This is a genomic window from uncultured Bifidobacterium sp. (assembly GCF_945269915.1).
Lineage (GTDB): Bacteria > Actinomycetota > Actinomycetes > Actinomycetales > Bifidobacteriaceae > Bombiscardovia > Bombiscardovia indica.
Genome location: NZ_CALYOY010000008.1, coordinates 44,489 through 60,582, shown reverse-complemented (window position 1 = coordinate 60,582; position 16,094 = coordinate 44,489). Strand labels below are relative to the sequence as shown.

Annotated in this window: 13 protein-coding genes; 4 read left to right on the top strand and 9 right to left on the bottom strand. The window is 64.1% G+C overall.

Annotated elements, in window-relative coordinates:
* The 4 genes from Q0K62_RS02755 to Q0K62_RS02740 all read right to left on the bottom strand — a co-directional run.
* A partial coding sequence (locus tag Q0K62_RS02755; RefSeq protein WP_297316446.1) for an FtsX-like permease family protein occupies positions 1 to 392 on the bottom strand: 392 nt, incomplete at its 3' end.
* A 1-nt stretch (position 393) separates the two neighbouring features.
* Positions 394 to 1,074 (bottom strand): ABC transporter ATP-binding protein, encoded by a 681-nt coding sequence (locus Q0K62_RS02750; RefSeq protein ID WP_297316445.1) that lies wholly within the window; start codon positions 1,072 to 1,074, stop codon positions 394 to 396.
* A 340-nt stretch (positions 1,075 to 1,414) separates the two neighbouring features.
* A complete protein-coding gene (locus Q0K62_RS02745) occupies positions 1,415 to 1,942 on the bottom strand; it encodes an NUDIX domain-containing protein (RefSeq protein ID WP_297316444.1) in 528 nt (175 codons plus the stop codon).
* A 3-nt stretch (positions 1,943 to 1,945) separates the two neighbouring features.
* On the bottom strand, positions 1,946 to 3,541 hold the full coding sequence (locus Q0K62_RS02740) for an aminopeptidase P family protein (RefSeq protein ID WP_297316443.1): 1,596 nt from the start codon (positions 3,539 to 3,541) through the stop codon (positions 1,946 to 1,948).
* A 298-nt stretch (positions 3,542 to 3,839) separates the two neighbouring features.
* On the opposite strand from Q0K62_RS02740, the gene Q0K62_RS02735 reads away from it, so the two are divergent.
* Positions 3,840 to 5,261: a folylpolyglutamate synthase/dihydrofolate synthase family protein gene (locus Q0K62_RS02735; protein WP_297316442.1), complete on the top strand. Its 1,422-nt coding sequence runs from the start codon at positions 3,840 to 3,842 to the stop codon at positions 5,259 to 5,261.
* Positions 5,261 to 8,986, top strand: a complete 3,726-nt coding sequence (gene smc / locus Q0K62_RS02730; protein WP_297316441.1) for a chromosome segregation protein SMC — start codon at positions 5,261 to 5,263, stop codon at positions 8,984 to 8,986. The genes Q0K62_RS02735 and smc overlap by 1 nt, the downstream gene beginning before the upstream one ends.
* A 37-nt stretch (positions 8,987 to 9,023) precedes the next feature.
* On the opposite strand, the gene Q0K62_RS02725 is transcribed toward smc, so the two are convergent.
* The 4 genes from Q0K62_RS02725 to Q0K62_RS02710 all read right to left on the bottom strand — a co-directional run bounded on the left by Q0K62_RS02725 (position 9,024) and on the right by Q0K62_RS02710 (position 13,617).
* Positions 9,024 to 9,752 (bottom strand): amino acid racemase, encoded by a 729-nt coding sequence (locus Q0K62_RS02725; RefSeq protein WP_297316440.1) that lies wholly within the window; start codon positions 9,750 to 9,752, stop codon positions 9,024 to 9,026.
* Entirely contained in the window at positions 9,749 to 10,993 is a 1,245-nt protein-coding gene (locus Q0K62_RS02720; protein ID WP_297316439.1) for a carboxylate--amine ligase, read from the bottom strand. Before Q0K62_RS02720 ends, Q0K62_RS02725 begins: the two co-directional genes overlap by 4 nt.
* Positions 10,994 to 11,069: 76 nt before the next feature.
* On the bottom strand, positions 11,070 to 12,686 hold the full coding sequence (locus tag Q0K62_RS02715; protein ID WP_297316438.1) for a UDP-N-acetylmuramoyl-L-alanyl-D-glutamate--2,6-diaminopimelate ligase: 1,617 nt from the start codon (positions 12,684 to 12,686) through the stop codon (positions 11,070 to 11,072).
* Positions 12,687 to 12,858: 172 nt separating this feature from the next.
* Positions 12,859 to 13,617 (bottom strand): exonuclease domain-containing protein, encoded by a 759-nt coding sequence (locus Q0K62_RS02710; protein ID WP_297316437.1) that lies wholly within the window; start codon positions 13,615 to 13,617, stop codon positions 12,859 to 12,861.
* A 170-nt stretch (positions 13,618 to 13,787) separates the two neighbouring features.
* On the opposite strand from Q0K62_RS02710, the gene Q0K62_RS02705 reads away from it, so the two are divergent.
* Both Q0K62_RS02705 and Q0K62_RS02700 read left to right on the top strand, forming a co-directional pair.
* Positions 13,788 to 14,423: a sigma-70 family RNA polymerase sigma factor gene (locus tag Q0K62_RS02705; protein ID WP_297316454.1), complete on the top strand. Its 636-nt coding sequence runs from the start codon at positions 13,788 to 13,790 to the stop codon at positions 14,421 to 14,423.
* Between the two features lie 49 nt (positions 14,424 to 14,472).
* Positions 14,473 to 14,763, top strand: coding sequence for a hypothetical protein (locus Q0K62_RS02700; protein ID WP_297316436.1), 291 nt, complete (start codon positions 14,473 to 14,475; stop codon positions 14,761 to 14,763).
* A gap of 294 nt (positions 14,764 to 15,057) precedes the next feature.
* Here Q0K62_RS02700 and Q0K62_RS02695 read toward each other — a convergent pair whose 3' ends face one another.
* The gene (locus tag Q0K62_RS02695) at positions 15,058 to 16,023 is read right to left on the bottom strand and encodes an aldose 1-epimerase family protein (RefSeq protein WP_297316435.1); all 966 of its coding nucleotides are present in this window, start codon (positions 16,021 to 16,023) and stop codon (positions 15,058 to 15,060) included.
* Positions 16,024 to 16,094: the final 71 nt, after the last annotated feature.

Genomic DNA, 16,094 nt, shown 5'->3' with positions numbered 1-16,094 from the left:
GCACAGATGATCGGGGCGACCAGGGGTGTCAGGAGGCAGGAGACGACGGCGGCCAGGATGAAGAGGATCAGGATGGCCAGGATGTTCATGGCCAGAAGCTGCCAGGGCATGGCACCCTGAAGGACCAGGAGGGCCAGCTGATGCCGACGCTGGTCCAGTGCGCTACTGATGACCCAGAGTAGGACGAGGACCGCGGCCACGACGGTGAATACCATGGGAACGCTCGTGACGTTGGAAGCCATATCGTCGGCATTGCGACCGTGATAGTCCATGTCGATGACCGCGTGGACGGCGAATATGGAACAGAGCATGGTCTGTGACGCAATCATGGACAGCCAGACGCCCACCCATACCAGGGGGGCGGCTTTGAGTTCCGATAGGCTTCTTCTCAATTCAGGCCACCGCCTCTCCGCCAGCCCGCCCCAGTCTTCCGTCCCGTACCTCCACGATGCGGTCGCAGTGGTCGGCCACCTCCGCACTGTGCGTCACCAGGACCACGGTCTTTCCGGACCGTCTGGCCAGGTTGGCAAGGATCGTGATGACCCTGTCCCCGGATTCCCGGTCCAGTGCCCCGGTGGGCTCGTCGGCGAAGACGATGTCGGCATCCGAAAGGAGGACCCGGGCCAGGGCCACCCGCTGCTGCTCTCCCCCGGAGAGGAGGGTCACGCTCTGCTTCTTCTGCTCCGCCAGGCCGAAATAGCGCAGGAGGTCGTCGGCCTTCTTCCTTGGCAGGAAGGATCCCCGCAGGGTGAAGGGGAGGGCCAGATTCTCCTCCACGGTCATGCTGGTGATCAGGTTGTAGGACTGGAAGACGAATCCCAGATGCCTGCGTCGGAACCGGGTCAGGGAGGCAACCCGCATGTGGGTGATCTCCTTTCCCAGAAGGGATACGCTCCCCTCGGTCACCTCCTCCAATCCCGCCAGGCAGTAGAGGAGGGAGGACTTCCCACTTCCCGAGGGGCCGACTATCCCCGTGACCTGGCCGGGCCAGGCCTGGAAATCGATATGGTCGAGGATGGTCAGGGAGTCACCCTTTCTGGGAGAGACTACCAGGGAAATGTCGCTGGCAACCACGGAGGGGCCGCTCGATTCCCCTCCCGCGGCACTTCCATCCCCAAGACCGGGTCGCCTGTGGCCCGGTCGGACAGGTTGATAGGGCTGGCCGGCCTGACCAGGATGGTCCGTCGGTATGCTCATTCCGGTTGCATGGACATTCCGGAGGGGGGTACTCGTCTGGTTGCCGGTCCGGGAGGCACGCTGCCGGGGTCGAATCGTAAGGCTCATCCTTCAAGTCAAGCATTGGTCAGCTGCAGATGGTATCGGTGAACCCCCTGATTCTCCCCTGAAAAAACCCTGAGATTTGTGCCTGAACACCCCTGAGAGAAAACGGTGGTTGCAGCCTTCCCGGTTCCTTCTATGAGGGTCTCTCCTGACCGTCGAAGATGAAGAGGGCATGGGCGTCACCGGAGCGCAGGCGTTCACGGTAGGTGCGGACCCTGGCCATACGGTCCGCGGTGCTCTTGGCCAGTGGGCTGGGGAGATGGTCCGGGCTGAACCAGCCCACCGAGAGGCTCTCCTCGTCGCCCACGAAGGGTATCCTGTTCCCGTCCGGGTCGGGCCTGCAGATGAAGAGATGGTCCATGTACATGGTCCGGTCCCCGTTGGCGTAGGTGATGACCTCACGGGATGAGGTGACCGCCACCAGGTCGGTGACGACCACGTCCACCCCGGTCTCCTCCCTGACCTCTCTGGCCACGGTGTCGGCGGGATCCTCACCGGGCTCGTTGATGCCGTAGACCAGGGCCCACTGGCCGGTGTCGGAACGCCGGCCCATCAGGATGCGGCCCTGGTCATCCTCCACGAATCCGGTCACCCCGTTCAGCCAGAGCAGGTCATGGCCGATGGAACGGCGCAGGTCCAGGACGAAGTCGGGGGTGGGCATGGGTCAGTTCCTGCCCCGGCCGTTCCGGTCCGCCTGGCTGCCCATCCAGTCCTGGACATCCTCCACGGTCTTGGGGATGGCGGCGGAGAGCCATTCGGGGCCCTCTTCGGTCATCAGGATGTCGTCCTCGATGCGGACACCGATTCCTCGGAACTCTGGCGGCACCAGGAGGTCGTTCTCCTTGAAGTAGAGACCGGGCTCGATTGTGAAGATCATACCGGGGGTGATGGGTGCCCCCTGGTAGGACTCGTAGCGGGCCTCGGCACAGTCGTGCACGTCCAGCCCCAGGTGGTGGGCGCACCCGCAGGCGTGCCAGCGACGGTGCTGCTGGCCCTGGGGGGAGAGGGACTCCTCGACGCTGACCTTGAGTATCCCCCACTCGTGGAGGGCCTCGGCCAGGACCCGCATGACGGCATGGTGGATGTCGGAGTAGGTGGCTCCGGGCCGGGCGGCATCGAACCCCGCCTGCTGGGCCTTGAGCACGGTCTCGTAGATCCGTTTCTGAAGGGGGCTGAAGGTGCCACCCACCGGGAAGGTCCTGGTGATGTCCGCAGTATAGAGGCTGTTCACCTCGACACCTGCGTCGATCAGGAGGAGGTCACCCTCTTTGACGGTCCCGTTGTTGCGCATCCAATGGAGGATGGGGGCGTGAGATCCGGAGGCGATGATGGACCCGTATCCCACATCGTTGCCCTCCTCGCGGGCGTTGGCATTGAAGACACCCTCCAGCATCCGCTCTGAACGGGGCCGTCCGACCACCTGGGGGAGGCGGGCCAGAATCCTGTCGAACCCGTCCTTGGTGGCCGAGATCGCCTTGCGCATCTCACCCACCTCATAGGAGTCCTTGATCATCCTGGCCTCGGAGGTGAACTCTTCGAGTTTCTCGTCCGCGGCGCGGTTCCTGTCGGGACCGCCGATTCCACTGGCCTTGCGGGCGGCCTCCACCTGGTCGCAGACCCGTGCGTCGGCGGTGCGGATCGCACGGATTCTGACTGCCCCCTCATCGGGTCCCAGATCCTTGGCGATGGCATCGGGGAAGGCGGCGATGTCGCGGGTGGGGATGCCGGTCATGACGGCCAGCTCCTTCAGGCCCGCCCTGGGGCCCACCCAGTACTCCCCGTACTGGGATGACCGGTAGTAGTCCCGGGTGGACTGGTCGGCCCTGGGGTGGACGAAGAGCTCGGGCGTGTGGGTGCGGCCCGCCTTGGCTTCCTCGCTGTGGGGGTCCACCGGGTCCAGGACCAGGACCGAGCCGGGCTCGAAGTCTTCGCCCAGGCCGGTGTAGTAGGCGAAGGTGGTGTCGGGGCGGAAGGCGTAGTCGTTGTCATTGTTGCGGGTCTTGTAGTCACCCGCCGGGATGACCAGGCGTTCGCCGGGGAAGCGACGGCCCAGTTCCTTCAGGCGGCGACCGATGAACCTGCTGGATTCCAGAGGCTCCACCGCGGGTTCCTGGGCCTGCCAGCCGGTGGTCATGAATTTCTGGAAGGCGGGGGAGTTGGGCCGGAGTGTGCGGTTGTTGACCCGGTCGCTCATGTCCTGTTCATTCACGTCGACATTGCCCAGGTCGGTGTCGTTCTGTTCCTTGTCTGCCGGTGTCATCACCATGCCCTGCCTCCTTGGATCGTCAGGTTCGTGACCCGTTTCAGCGAGCCTATGCATGCCCATGGCGCAGGGGCTCGGGGTCTCAGCTGCTGTGCTCCATGCTAGTGCCCGGCGCTGATGAACGCGGAGATCGGCATGTGGCGGGCCGGGTACAATCGGCCATCGGCCTCGGGGGGGGGGGATGCAGGGGAAGGGCCAGCCGCTCGGCCCTAAGGGATGAAGGCTTGTCCGGACCGCCCTGCCGCATAGAATAGGCAGGGTCGGTACCACACGGGAGCAGGAGCAAGGGCTGAGTATGTCATTCGAACATCCCAATAGCGAGGGGAAGGGTATTCGCGAGGTGGAGCGCGCCATCATGTCGCGTCCGTCCGAGCATGATACCACCAATCTGGATCTGGACCGGATGAACCTGATTCTGGACCTCATGGGACACCCCGAGCACAGCTTCCGGGTCGTCCATATCACCGGGACCAACGGAAAGGGTTCCACGGCCAGGATGGCCGAGGCCATCGTCCGCACCTACGGCCTGAGGACGGGTCTCTATACCTCGCCGCATCTGGAGCGTATCAATGAGCGGATAGCCATCGACGGCCAGGAGCTCTCGGATGAGGACTTCGTGGATGTATACCAGCAGATTGAAGACTTCATCGCCATGGTCGATGAGAGGTTCGCCAAGGAGGGTCGGGCCCGGATGAGCTTCTTCGAGGTCCTGACAGCCATGGCCGTTTGGGCCTTCGCGGATGCCCCGGTCGACGTGGCCGTGGTCGAGGTCGGCATGGGCGGACTCTGGGACGCCACCAATGTACTGGATGCGGACGCGGCCATCATCGGCCCGATCGACATGGACCACATGCAGTGGCTGGGCGATACGGTCGAGCAGATAGCCACCGAGAAGGCCGGGATCATCAAACGGGGCTCCACCGTCATCGTCGGCCCTCAGCCCCATGAAGAGGCCGTCATGCCGATCATCGAGGCAGCCGCCCGGAAACATGGTGCCGCGCAGACCCTCCGCGATGGCCAGGAGCTGGAGGTGGTCTCCCGGATGCCCGCCGTGGGTGGTCAGGTGGCCACCCTGCGCACCCCGAACGGGGAGTACGACGAGGTGCCCATCGACAAGTTCGGGTCCCACCAGGCCCACAACGCCCTGGCCGCCCTGGCTGCGGCCGAGACCGTCATCCCCGTCAACGGCACCCTCAACCAGGACCTGGTGGACGAGGCCCTGAGCCGGGTCAGGATCCCCGGCCGCATCGAGCAGATCCGTACCTCGCCCACCATCATCATCGACGGCGGGCACAACCTGAACGCCGCACAGTCCCTGAGGGCCGCCATAGAGGAGAACTACCACTTCGAGCAACTGGTCGGGGTGGTGGCCATGATGGCCGACAAACAGGTTGAGGACTACCTGGGCATCCTGGAGCCCATCCTGAACCAGATCGTCGTCACCGAGAACTCCTGGCGGGACAGGGTCATGCCGGCCGAGGACCTGGAGAAGATCGCCAGGCGTGTCTTCGGTCCGGACCGGGTCATCAGGCGGGACTCCCTCCCTGATGCCATCCAGGAGGCCGTCGACATGGTCGATGCCGACGACGAAACCGGCCTGGGCTACGGCAGGGGGGTCCTGATCTGCGGCAGCTTCGTCACGGCGGGCGATGCCCGGACCCTTCTCAAGGAGCACCACGACCCGGATCTGGCCAAGCCCAAGTCGGAGCGTGCCTGATGTACCTCAAGGAGCTGACGCTCAAGGGGTTCAAGTCTTTCGCCTCGGCCACGACTCTCCGGTTCGAGCCCGGCATCACGGCCGTGGTGGGCCCCAACGGGTCGGGCAAGTCCAACATCGTGGACGCCCTGGCCTGGGTCATGGGGGAGCAGGGGGCCAAGAGCCTGCGTGGTTCATCCATGGAGGACGTGATCTTCGCCGGAACCTCCTCCAGACCGCCCCTGGGCCGCGCACAGGTGACCCTGACCATCGACAACACCGACCGCGCCCTGGACATCGACTACACCGAGGTGACCATCTCCAGGACCATCTACCGCAACGGTGGATCCGAGTATGCCATCAACGGGTCGGCCTGCCGTCTCCTGGACATCCAGGACCTCCTGAGCGACACGGGTCTGGGTCAGCAGATGCACGTCATCGTCGGTCAGGGCCGCCTGGACGAGATACTCAGGGCCGATCCCGGCGGGCACCGGGCCTTCATCGAAGAGGCCGCCGGAATCCTGAAACACCGCAAGCGCAAGGAACGCGCCCTGCGCAAGCTGGCCAACACCGAAACCAACCTCTCCCGCCTGGATGACCTGATCGGGGAGATTCACCGCCAGCTGGGGCCGCTGGGACGCCAGGCCAAGGTTTCCCGCCGGGCCGACAAGATCCAGGTCTCCCTGCGCGACGCCCAGGCCAGGATCGATGCCGAGGACGCCCTGAAATCACAGGAGGGACTGGCTGCGGTCCGTCAGGAGATGGGGCGGGTCAGGCAGGATCTGACCGGTCGCCAGCGCGACCTGGCACGGATCAAGCTGCGCATCGAACAGGTGGAGTCGGTGACCAGCAGATCCAATCCTCAGATGGAGCGGATCAACCAGGTCTGGCACGACCTGACCCAGCTCCAGGAACGGTTCCGGTCCATGGCCTCCCTGGCGGATGAGCGGGTCCGATCGCTCCAGGGGCGCATCGTCGACCATCCGGGGGAGGACCCGGATATTCTGCGAGGGCGTGCCAAGGAACTCGAGGACCAGGCCGGGGACCAGGAGGGTCGGGTCTCCCAGGCCCGCATAGCACTGGACAAGGCCGTCCAGGCCAGGGCCGACCAGGAGAAACAGCTGGCCGTTCTCCGCCAGACCCTGACCGAGTTGCGTCAGAATGCCAGGCAGCGTGACGCCAAGCTGAGCGCCCTCCGTCAGATGGTGGACAAGGAGGAATCCGCCCTGGACCTGGCCCGGCGGCGCAAGGATGACTTCGACCAGCAGGAGGAGGGGCTGACCAGGGATGCGGATCAGGCCAGGCAAAGGCTGGAAGTCCTGGAGGCGGACGCCCAGGACACGGACCAGGAGAACCCCCAGGGAATGGAGACGGCCCGGGAAGCCAGGTCCGAGGCACGACAGGACCTGGACGCCCTGGAGGAGCGGCAGCGGCTCCTTGATGCCCGGATCATCTCCCTGAAGGCCAAGGCCGATGCCCTGACCGACACCATTGAAGGCCGGAATGCCTCGGACCAGCTGACCGGCCAGGATGACCTGGCCTTCCTGGGGTCCGTCACCGACTTCGTCCAGGTGGAGGAGGGCTGGGAGGAACCCCTTGCCCATGCCCTGCGCGACTATGCCGGGGCGATCGTCGTGGATGGGCCGGGCACCATGCTCAAGGCCCTGGACCGGGCCCGGGAGGACAGGCTGGGCAAGGCCGCCCTCCTGGTGCCGATTGATGTGGTAGGAGCAGAAGCGGCCCAGGATGAAGTCCAGGGAGGGGATGGCTTCACCTCTGCGGCCTCCCTGGTCAAGCCGCGTAAGGCAGTCCCCAAGGCGGGGCGGCCCCAAACCGAGAAGGTGCTGGCCGCCATCCGCCTTCTCCTGTCCCGGACGGCGGCCGTGGAGGACGGTCAGGCCGCCCTGGATGCACTGGGCACCGGTGGCTGTGATCGGGCGGTGACCCGTGAGGGCGACCTCTTCGATCGGGTGGGGGCTGTGGGAGGCTCCTCACGGGCCGCCAGCGACCTGGCCCTGGTCGCCCGTCGCGATAAGGCCCTGGCCGAGGCCGAAGAGCTGGGGCAGGAGCTTGAAGCACTGGCGCCCGGGGTGATTCAGGCCCGGAAGGCCCTGGACCAGGCCAACGCCTTGGTGGAGGAGGCCCGGAACCGGCAGACCGAGGCCAGGCTCAAGGCCGAGCAGTCGGCCCGCGACCTGGCAGCAGCCAGGACCCAGGTGGCCCAGATCAATTCCAGGTTCCAAACCCTGAAGGAGCGCAAGGACCAGGCCCAGGACCAGATCCACATGCACACCTTGAAACTGGATGACCTGAAATCGGGCCTGGCCAAGGCCGAGGTCAGCGGACATGACCAGATCGACCTTGACGACATGGACCGGCGGTCGAGGGAGCTGGAAGGAACCCTGGACCAGGCTCGTGCCCAGGAGATGGAGACCCGGATGACCTGGAAGGAGGCCGATCGGAAGGCCGCCTCACTGACCAGGCAGGCCGAACTCCTCAGGGACCAGGCCGACCAGGCCCGGCAGCGTCGTGAGCGCCAGCGGAAAGAGAACGAGCAACGGCATCAGGAGGTAAAGACCCTTCAGGGCATAGCCTCCCAGGCCCGCCGTCTGGCCATCCTGGTCACCCGGAGCATGGAGGCCGCCACCCGGGAGCGGGAGCGCCTTCAGGAGCAGGTCTGCGCCCATGACCAGGAACTTGTCTCTCTGCGCAGGGAACGCGACGGGATGGAGCCCGAGGTGGACAGCCTGCAGGACCGTGAGCACACCCTAGACCTGACCAGGGAGCGCCTGGCCACCGAGGATGGCCAGCTCAGACAGCGGATCCACGACGATCTGGGCATGGAGGTCGACAAGCTCATCGGTGAGTACGGGCCCGACAAACCGGTGCCCGTCCTGGACGACGAGGGCAATCCCGTTCCCCTGGATGAATATGGGCCCGACCCGGAATCAGGAGCCGGCACCGATGGTGCCGAAACCGGTGCCGATGAAACCGGACCAGGCTCCGGTAGCGCCGGTTCCGGTGCTGACGGCGAGGAACCTGGCCTGGCTGATGGTCGACCCTGCAAGACCGTGCCCTATGTTCGCGCCGAACAGGTCAAGCGGCTTCAGAAGGCCAAGCGGGACCTGGCGGCCCTGGGCAAGGTCAACCCCCTGGCCACCGAGGAGTATGAAGCCCTCCAGACCCGCAACCGTTACCTGGACGAGCAGCGGGAGGACGTGGTCAAGTCCCGGGATGACCTGATGAACCTGGTCAAGGACCTGGATCGGACCATGGTCCAGGTCTTCAAGGATGCTTTCAATGATACGGCCGATGCCTTCGAGCGGATGTTCGCCACCCTCTTTCCCGGAGGCACCGGTCGCCTGCGTCTGGAAAACCCGGACGACCTCCTGACCACCGGGGTCCTGGTCGAGGCCAGTCCGGCCGGGAAGAAGGTCAGGCAGCTCTCCCTCCTCTCTGGCGGGGAGCGCTCGCTGACGGCCCTGGCCCTCCTCTTCGCCATCTTCACGGCCCGTCCCAGCCCCTTCTACGTCATGGACGAGGTGGAGGCCGCCCTGGATGATGTGAACCTGACCAGGCTGATCAAGGCCTTCGAGCAGCTCCGCGAGCACGCCCAGCTGATCGTCGTCACCCACCAGCAGCGGACCATGAGCATCGCCGACGCCCTCTATGGCATCACCATGCGGGGGGATGGGGTCACGGCCGTCATCTCCCAGAAGCTCGACAGGGAACAGGCCACAGGGTAAACCGTCAGATTCCAGCTTCAGTGAGCGAATTCCAGGGTCAACGGGAGGAGGATTCCCGAACCCTGAGCCCCTTGGCACGGTGCACGGCGGAAAGGGCCAGGACGGCCTGTGAGTCCACGATGGGCAGGTCCGGCATGGGGAAGACCTCGTTCAGGACCGACAGTTCCGTACACCCCAGGAGGACCGTGTCACAGCGGTACCTGTCCAGGAACTCCCGGACCACACCCAGGTAGCGCCCCCGGTCCAGGTGCCCCTCTTTGACGTCCTCGTAGATCAGGGCGCTGACCCTGTCCTGGAGGTCCTGGTCGGGGTCGACCAGTTCATAGCCGGACCTGTCTGCCGGATTCTGGTAAATGGCCGCATGCCGAGAGCCTTCGGTCCCCATGTATCCCATCCGCGGATGGGTCGAGGGGGGAAAGTGGTCCAGGGCCCAGTCGATGGTCTCCTGGGGCATGTCCATGATGGGTACGGGTGTCAGGGCCTGGAGGCGAGGCAGGACCAGGTGGGCCGTATTGCAGGCCATGACCATGAAGGCGGCCCCCATCCGGGTGGCCTGGTCCACGTCCTCGGCCAGGTATGGGTAGGGGTCGTCCCCGCTCCGCCCAAGGATGAAGTCGGTTCGGTCGGGTATGGAGGCGTGGTTGAAGACCACGTAATCCAGGAACTCCTGGTCGCAGGTGGCGTGCGTCTCCCTGTCGAGGACGCGCACGAAGCTCTCCGTGGCCAGGGTGCCCATCCCTCCCAGAACAGCGAAGAAGTTCCTCATGCCAGGTCCCCCTTGTTCTTGTAGTATCGGGCGTAACGCTTGCGGTAGATGGAGAACATGTGCCGTACCATCAGCCAGCGCAGGGGGTTCATGTCCTTCCGGTATTCCAGGGTGGTGCCCCAGTCGCCCCGCTTGATCATGGCCAGGGCGTGGTCCTTCTCCTTGGAGGGCTGGGTGTATGTGCGGAAGAGGTCCCTGGGGATCTCCATCCAGAGCCTGTGTCCACGACCGAAGACGGTGTGGCCGTCGAAGGGTGTGTCCTCGACCAGGTCATCGACGAAGTACCGGGCCAGGTTGAACCCGTTCAGGGTCACCACGTAGCTGCTCCGTCCCTGGCGCAGATTGATCTCGAATAGCTTGAAGGTCTTGTCGCGCGGATCGTACTTCATATCGAAGTTGGCCACCCCGCGGTAGTCAATGTCTTCCAGGAAGGTCTTGATCCGGTCGAAGATGTCCTGGTTGTAATCGGGGACGATGGCCGCATAGTTCCCCACGGCCTCCGGGGTCGGGTCCTCAAGGAGGGGGTGGCCCAGGAACATCATCCTGACCTGGTGATGCTGATCCACGTAGGCGTTGAGGACCCGCATGTTCTCGTCGCCCCCGGGGATGAAGTCCTGGATGACCATCCGGTCGGTGTACCCGGCCTGGTAGGCCCGGCGGATCATGGTGTCCAGCTCGTCCGGGTCCTGGATGATGAAGGCCTTCTTGCGGCCGGGGAAATCAATGCCCAACCACTCATCGCTGTCGGCCGGTTTCATGGCCACGGGGTAGTCGAAGGGGAGGTTCCTGTGCTCGCCGGCCTCCACGCCCGCCCTGTCCACGCACTTGGTCAGGGGGTGGGGGAGGTCGTACTCATCGCAGAGGTCGTAGAAGGAGGACTTCAGACTGAGCCTGCGGTTCAGGTCGGCATCGATGGCGTTGAAAACGAAGTACCGGTGTAGGGGGGCGCCGACCTGGTCAAGGAGGTTGGCATAGGTGTCCCCGCAGGGCAGGAGGAGGAGGGTGGTGCCGGGGTGCTCCTGCAGGTATTCCCTGGCCCAGTCGGTCAGGGCCTGGACGAAGACCCGGGACCTGGTGAAGTCCCTGACCAGGTGGACGTCGATGATCCGGCTGTACTTGGTGGGCGAGAGCTGGGAATGGGCGAACGCGGTCGAAACCAATCCGTAGGCCTCGTGGAAGGCCCGGGCCATTCCGTAGGCGTTGATGTCACTGCCCAAAATGACCGGTTGAAATGTTCTCATCTGTGTGGACCACCTGCTGTGTTGACCTCGGCTGGAGTACTCGTACGGATTACTATCATATAGTCTGCTCCTGCATTCAGACCGTGGTCTTGCCCGTGGCACCCAGATCATGGCTGCGGATGCCCAGAAGGCGAGCCACGATGTGGTCGTCCCCCTCGTAGGGGGCATGGCCGTGCCCCACCTTGATCCACCGTTCCTCCCCCTTGCCGATGACCAGGATGACCTGAAGACCCTTGCCGTCCCCTGCCCCCTCCTTGAGGGCTGTGGTGATGGCCTGGGTCCTGTCCAGGATGATCGAGGCGTCCAGATCCGGATTGGTCACGTATCCCAGCATCTGCCGGCATACGTGGTCGGCCCCCTCCTCGCCCTCATCGTCCCCGGTGATGATGAGCCGGTCCACCCGGTTCTGGGCGGCTTGGACGATGCCCTGACGACGGTCGATGGCCTTGTCGCCCGAGGATCCGGAGACCAGGGTGACGGCGGGGTGGCGGTCCCCGTACTCCTCATCCACGAAATCCAGGAGGGCACCGACCGAGGCCTCGTTGTGGGCGTAGTCCACATAGACCACCCGATTGCCCGAGGCGAACCGTTCCATCCTCCCGGCTATCCTGACCTCCTCCATGGCCTCCATGGCCTCCCTGTCCGGTTCCAGCCCCAGGACCCGGACCATGGCCAGGGCGGCGGCGGCGTTCAGTGCGTTGAAATCCCCATCCATGGCCAGGTTGATCCGGGCCATGGGACCGGCGGCCGGCCCCACCAGGTAGGTGGCTGATGCGCTGTCGGGGTCTGCACCGTCCTGTCTGTTCCGGAGTCTGACCAGAAAGTCGGCATCCCGTCGGGGGCTGGACCCGGCCGCGGACTCGTCCAAACCGAAGGTGGTCACCTGTACACCAGCGGCCGCGGCATCCTGACGGATCAGGTCGGCGTGGGCGCAATCGGCGCCCAGGACCAGCTTCCGGGAGTTGTAGGTCAGCTGGCGCTTGCAGAAGAGGTAATCCTCGAAGGTGGGGTGTTCGATGGGGCTGATGTGGTCGGGGGAGATGTTGAGGAAGGCGCCCAGGTCGAAGGTCAGTCCATAGACCCGGTCCACCTTGTAGGCCTGGGAGGAGACCTCCATGACCATGTAGCGCATGCCCGCATCCGCGGCCTGCCGCATCATCCTGAAGAGATCCAGCGATTCCGGGGTCGTCAGTTCGGACTCCTGGCAGTGCCGACCGTCCAGGCAGTTGTCGACCGAGGAGAGGAGGGCCGCCCGCCCGCCCGAGATCCTGTTGAGCATGCTGTGGAGGAAGTAGGCGGTGGTGGTCTTCCCCTTGGTCCCGGTGATGCCGATCAGGGTCAGATCGTTCTGGGGGTGGCCGTAGTGGGCGGAGGCCAGGAGGCTCATGGCCTTGCGTACGTCGGAGACGATGATGCCCGGAGCCTGGCACCGTTCGGACAGGTCCACCTGGGCCACGTAGGCCGCCAGTCCTGCCTGGTCGCATCCGTCCAAGTATTCGGGTCTGAAGTTTCCCTTGCAGAAGAGGAGACTGCCCGGCCCAACCTGACGTGTGTCGTAGGTCAGGGTCTTGAATTCGGTCGGCCCCCGATCCGTGTCTGGTGCATTCAGCGACCAGTGCTCACCCTGAATCACCTCGCGGAGCAGGTGGTGCCTGCCCAGTAGATTCAGTGCCGAAGTCATTGTCAGAGCCATGCCGTCTCTCCCTTTGCCTGATGGGAATCTGGTCGAGCTGTCCGGCAGGGCTGGGATGCCGACCGGTACGGCCAGAAACCCAGTCTATATCGACAGGGGGCTGAAAGACCCTGGCGGGGCATCGCCTTGACTGAATGGACAAAAGAGCCCCTCCCCGGGGAGGGGGCAGGATTCAGAGCCAGGCGTCGGATGAAGGACGCCGTCCCTTGGATGTGAGCCATTCGTTGAACTGATTCTGCCAGGTCGCGTGGGCCTCACGCTGCCAGTCCATGAGCTTGTCCAGGGTGATTCTGCCCACCTGCGGATAAAGCGTGGTCATGGGTTCGATCAGGTCCACCGAGGCCACCGTGTCGGCGGTGGCGTTATGGAAGTCCCCGTGGGGGACGACCCCGTAGTACTCGGTCGTGTAGGCCAGTGTACGGCGTCCGGACCGGTGTGAAATGGCCCTGTCCAGAACGAGCGGATCCACAACAAGAAGATCCTGTTCGCTCATCGGTTCCACCCTGCCGGCGCACCATTGACGGATGTCGCCGTTGAGCATGCGGACGTCAAAGGGCGCATTGTAGGCAAGTAGCGGTATATGCCTGCCCTGTGCCGCCATGATGACCTTGGTTATCTGCTCGATCGATTCCGCCGGTTCGCTGCCGTTTTCGGCCAGATATTCGTCGGTGAAGCCGTTGACCCTGCTGGCTCCCTTACTGATGTGCCTACCTGGGTTGATGATCCATTCGGCCACGGCGTCACCCTCATACCCCGTTTGAGGATTACGCAGAACCAGGCTGGCCGAGACGATGTTGTCCTGACCGGGATTGGTTCCCGTGGTCTCCGTGTCGAACCCCAACAACCAGGACCGGTCAAGCCTGGTCGACATATCCTGTTCAGGTGCAGAGTCAAGCGCTTCACGCATGGCTGTAAGAACAGTGTTGATCATGTACAATCACCCCTTCCGTGAACATGGTAGCCGAGGGGGTTCTCGGTTGGGTAGTTTCTGCAAGGGCTGTCCATGTCGGAGCACTCTGCCGGCGACTCGGATGGCACAATGGGAGTGTGGCAGATCAAACAGAGCTCGAAAGCAGGAAGCGCCGGTTCGAAGAGCTCGCCATGCCGGCTGTGGATGTGCTCTACCGCCAGGCCATGAGATTGACCAACAACCCCGATGATGCCCAGGATCTGGTCCAGGATACCTTCGAGCGGGGGTTCAAGGCCTTCGACAGGTTCGAACCAGGCAGCAACTTCGAGGCCTGGATGACGACGATCGAACGCAACGCCTACTTCAACCAGTATCACAAGGCCAAGCGCCGTCCACAGCGGGCCAACGATTCGACCGGTGAATACAACGACTGGGATATATACTCCGCCTCCGAGCACGGGTCCGAGGGGCTCAAATCAGCCGAGCAGGAGTATCTGGAGACCTTTGCCCCCCAGGAGATCATGGCGGCCCTGGACAAGCTCAGTCCTGAACGGCGGCGGGTCTTCATCGATGCCGCCATCGACGGGAAGAGCTATCAGCAGGTGGCCGACGATGAGGGGATCAAGATCGGCACGGTCATGAGTCGGTTGAACCGGGCCCGGTCGCAGCTGCGCCAGGAGCTGGAACGGTACGCCAGGGAGCGGGGGTACGTGTCGGGCAGGTCCAGGTCCGGTCCGGCCAAGTCCGGCAAGCCCTCAGCAGAACCTGGCGGCAGGGGCGGCTCCCGTCCTAGTATGAAGTCAGAGACGGCGACCAGAGGCCGTTGAACAGGGAGCATGGAGTTCCTCGATAATGTTCAGGAAGCAGGGATTCGCGATGGATGGACGCATTGAGATGAGTCAGTACGTCTCTGACGACAATGGAAGAGCCGTCAGTTTCACCAGTGCCAGTCTGCACATCCATGGTGACACCCCCGAGGCCCCATCGGGCGACTGCTTCGACCCCGAGACCTGTTGCGACGAGCGTGAGCGCCTCCTGATCGAGGAGCTCCGCCAGTACCTTCGTCCCCAGTCGGCACCCGCCTGCCTGATCGATCGTCTGCGCCACATGTTCGACCAGCTGGATGAGGCCCCGGTCGAGAAGGGCGATGCCGCACGCCAGGCGTGATTGCCCGCTGACGTGGTTGTTGTATACCCCTGGTCAACCAGGTGTGGAAATCCGCCAGTCCAGTCGGGAATGAGGGGATTTGCATAAAAAGAACCCCGGTACCGATTGGTACCGGGGCCAACGATCAGGTGTTCGGCCTCTTGCCGTGGTTGGCGGCCTTCTTGCGGCGATCCCTGCGCTTACGTCCGCGCATGCCCATGATGGACTCCTTTGCTACTGATGATCTTATAAGCCTCGCCGATTATCGCACATCGACTTGACCTTTGTCAGATTGTACCCGCGATTGCCTCCGGTTCAGACCCTTTCCGCCCGGTACCCGACCTGGGTGGTGTAAACCGATGCCGGCTGGAGGACCACCAGGTTCTCCCCGGTCCGGAAAGCGTTGGCGTAGGCGGTCATCGGCTCGACGGCCACCCCTGCCGGCCTGAAGGAGGCCTCGAATCCGGTGCCGGTGCAGACCTGCCAGGCCTTGATGGTCTCGTCGCCCCAGAGCTGAACCCTGATTCCGTCGGGGCGGGTGAAAACAGCCGTGCAGGTGCCGTCATCGGCCCTCTCCACGTCCGTCCAGGCGTCATCGAAGGCCTGGCCCTCCAGGCTGGGGCCCTCCCTGAGGTCGGTGCGCCCCCGGACGGGTTCCTTGCCCTGGGGGAGGAGCCGGTCTGGGCTGGCGACGATGTGGGTTGCGCATGGCAGGGACAGGGAGCACCTCCCGTTGTCCTCCTGGATGGCGTCGCCCGTCCCGCCGGCTCCGTTGGCCAGCCAGGGGTGGATGCCGAAAGCCCAGGGGGCGGCCTCGTCGCCCATGTTGGTGGCCGTGGTCGTCATGGTCAGCCCCTGCTCATCAAGGGCATAGGTGATGCTTACCAGGATGTCGAAGGGATAGGAGGCCAGGTCGGGCACCCGCCAGACCAGGGTCACCGAGGACTCGGCCAGGCGTTCCAGCTTCCAGTAGTAGCGGTATCCGAAGCCGTGTATGGCCGTTTTCCTGTCGTGTTCATCGATGGGCATGGAGTAGGTCCTGCCCTGGAAGGTGTATTCGCCATCCTCGATCCGGTTGGGGTAGGGGACCAACACACAGCCGTTGGAGCAGGGGACCAGACCGTCCGGGTCGAAGGAGGCGATCAGGTCATGGTCCCGGTATCTGAGGACACGCAGGGTGGCACCCAGCTCGGTCACCACCGCCGAGTAGTCCCCATGATGGATGCAGTACTGCTGACCCGTACGCGGTATCGTCTGTCCTATCATCTCGCTGTTATGCATATCTCCACTCCCGTAGTGCTCTTGAAATGTCCCCTCACAATCCTACCCGGTGACACACTTCTTGGCGTTCT

Bases quoted from the DNA above. Each gene is read 5' to 3' on its own strand.
- Q0K62_RS02745 (WP_297316444.1), bottom strand. From the start codon at position 1,942: ATGCCCACCCCCGACTTCGTCCTGGACCTGCGCCGTTCCATCGGCCAT.
- Q0K62_RS02740 (WP_297316443.1), bottom strand. From the start codon at position 3,541: ATGACACCGGCAGACAAGGAACAGAACGACACCGACCTGGGCAATGTC.
- Q0K62_RS02735 (WP_297316442.1), top strand. From the start codon at position 3,840: ATGTCATTCGAACATCCCAATAGCGAGGGGAAGGGTATTCGCGAGGTG.
- smc (WP_297316441.1), top strand. From the start codon at position 5,261: ATGTACCTCAAGGAGCTGACGCTCAAGGGGTTCAAGTCTTTCGCCTCG.
- Q0K62_RS02725 (WP_297316440.1), bottom strand. From the start codon at position 9,752: ATGAGGAACTTCTTCGCTGTTCTGGGAGGGATGGGCACCCTGGCCACG.
- Q0K62_RS02720 (WP_297316439.1), bottom strand. From the start codon at position 10,993: ATGAGAACATTTCAACCGGTCATTTTGGGCAGTGACATCAACGCCTAC.
- Q0K62_RS02715 (WP_297316438.1), bottom strand. From the start codon at position 12,686: ATGGCTCTGACAATGACTTCGGCACTGAATCTACTGGGCAGGCACCAC.
- Q0K62_RS02710 (WP_297316437.1), bottom strand. From the start codon at position 13,617: ATGATCAACACTGTTCTTACAGCCATGCGTGAAGCGCTTGACTCTGCA.
- Q0K62_RS02705 (WP_297316454.1), top strand. From the start codon at position 13,788: ATGCCGGCTGTGGATGTGCTCTACCGCCAGGCCATGAGATTGACCAAC.
- Q0K62_RS02700 (WP_297316436.1), top strand. From the start codon at position 14,473: ATGGATGGACGCATTGAGATGAGTCAGTACGTCTCTGACGACAATGGA.
- Q0K62_RS02695 (WP_297316435.1), bottom strand. From the start codon at position 16,023: ATGCATAACAGCGAGATGATAGGACAGACGATACCGCGTACGGGTCAG.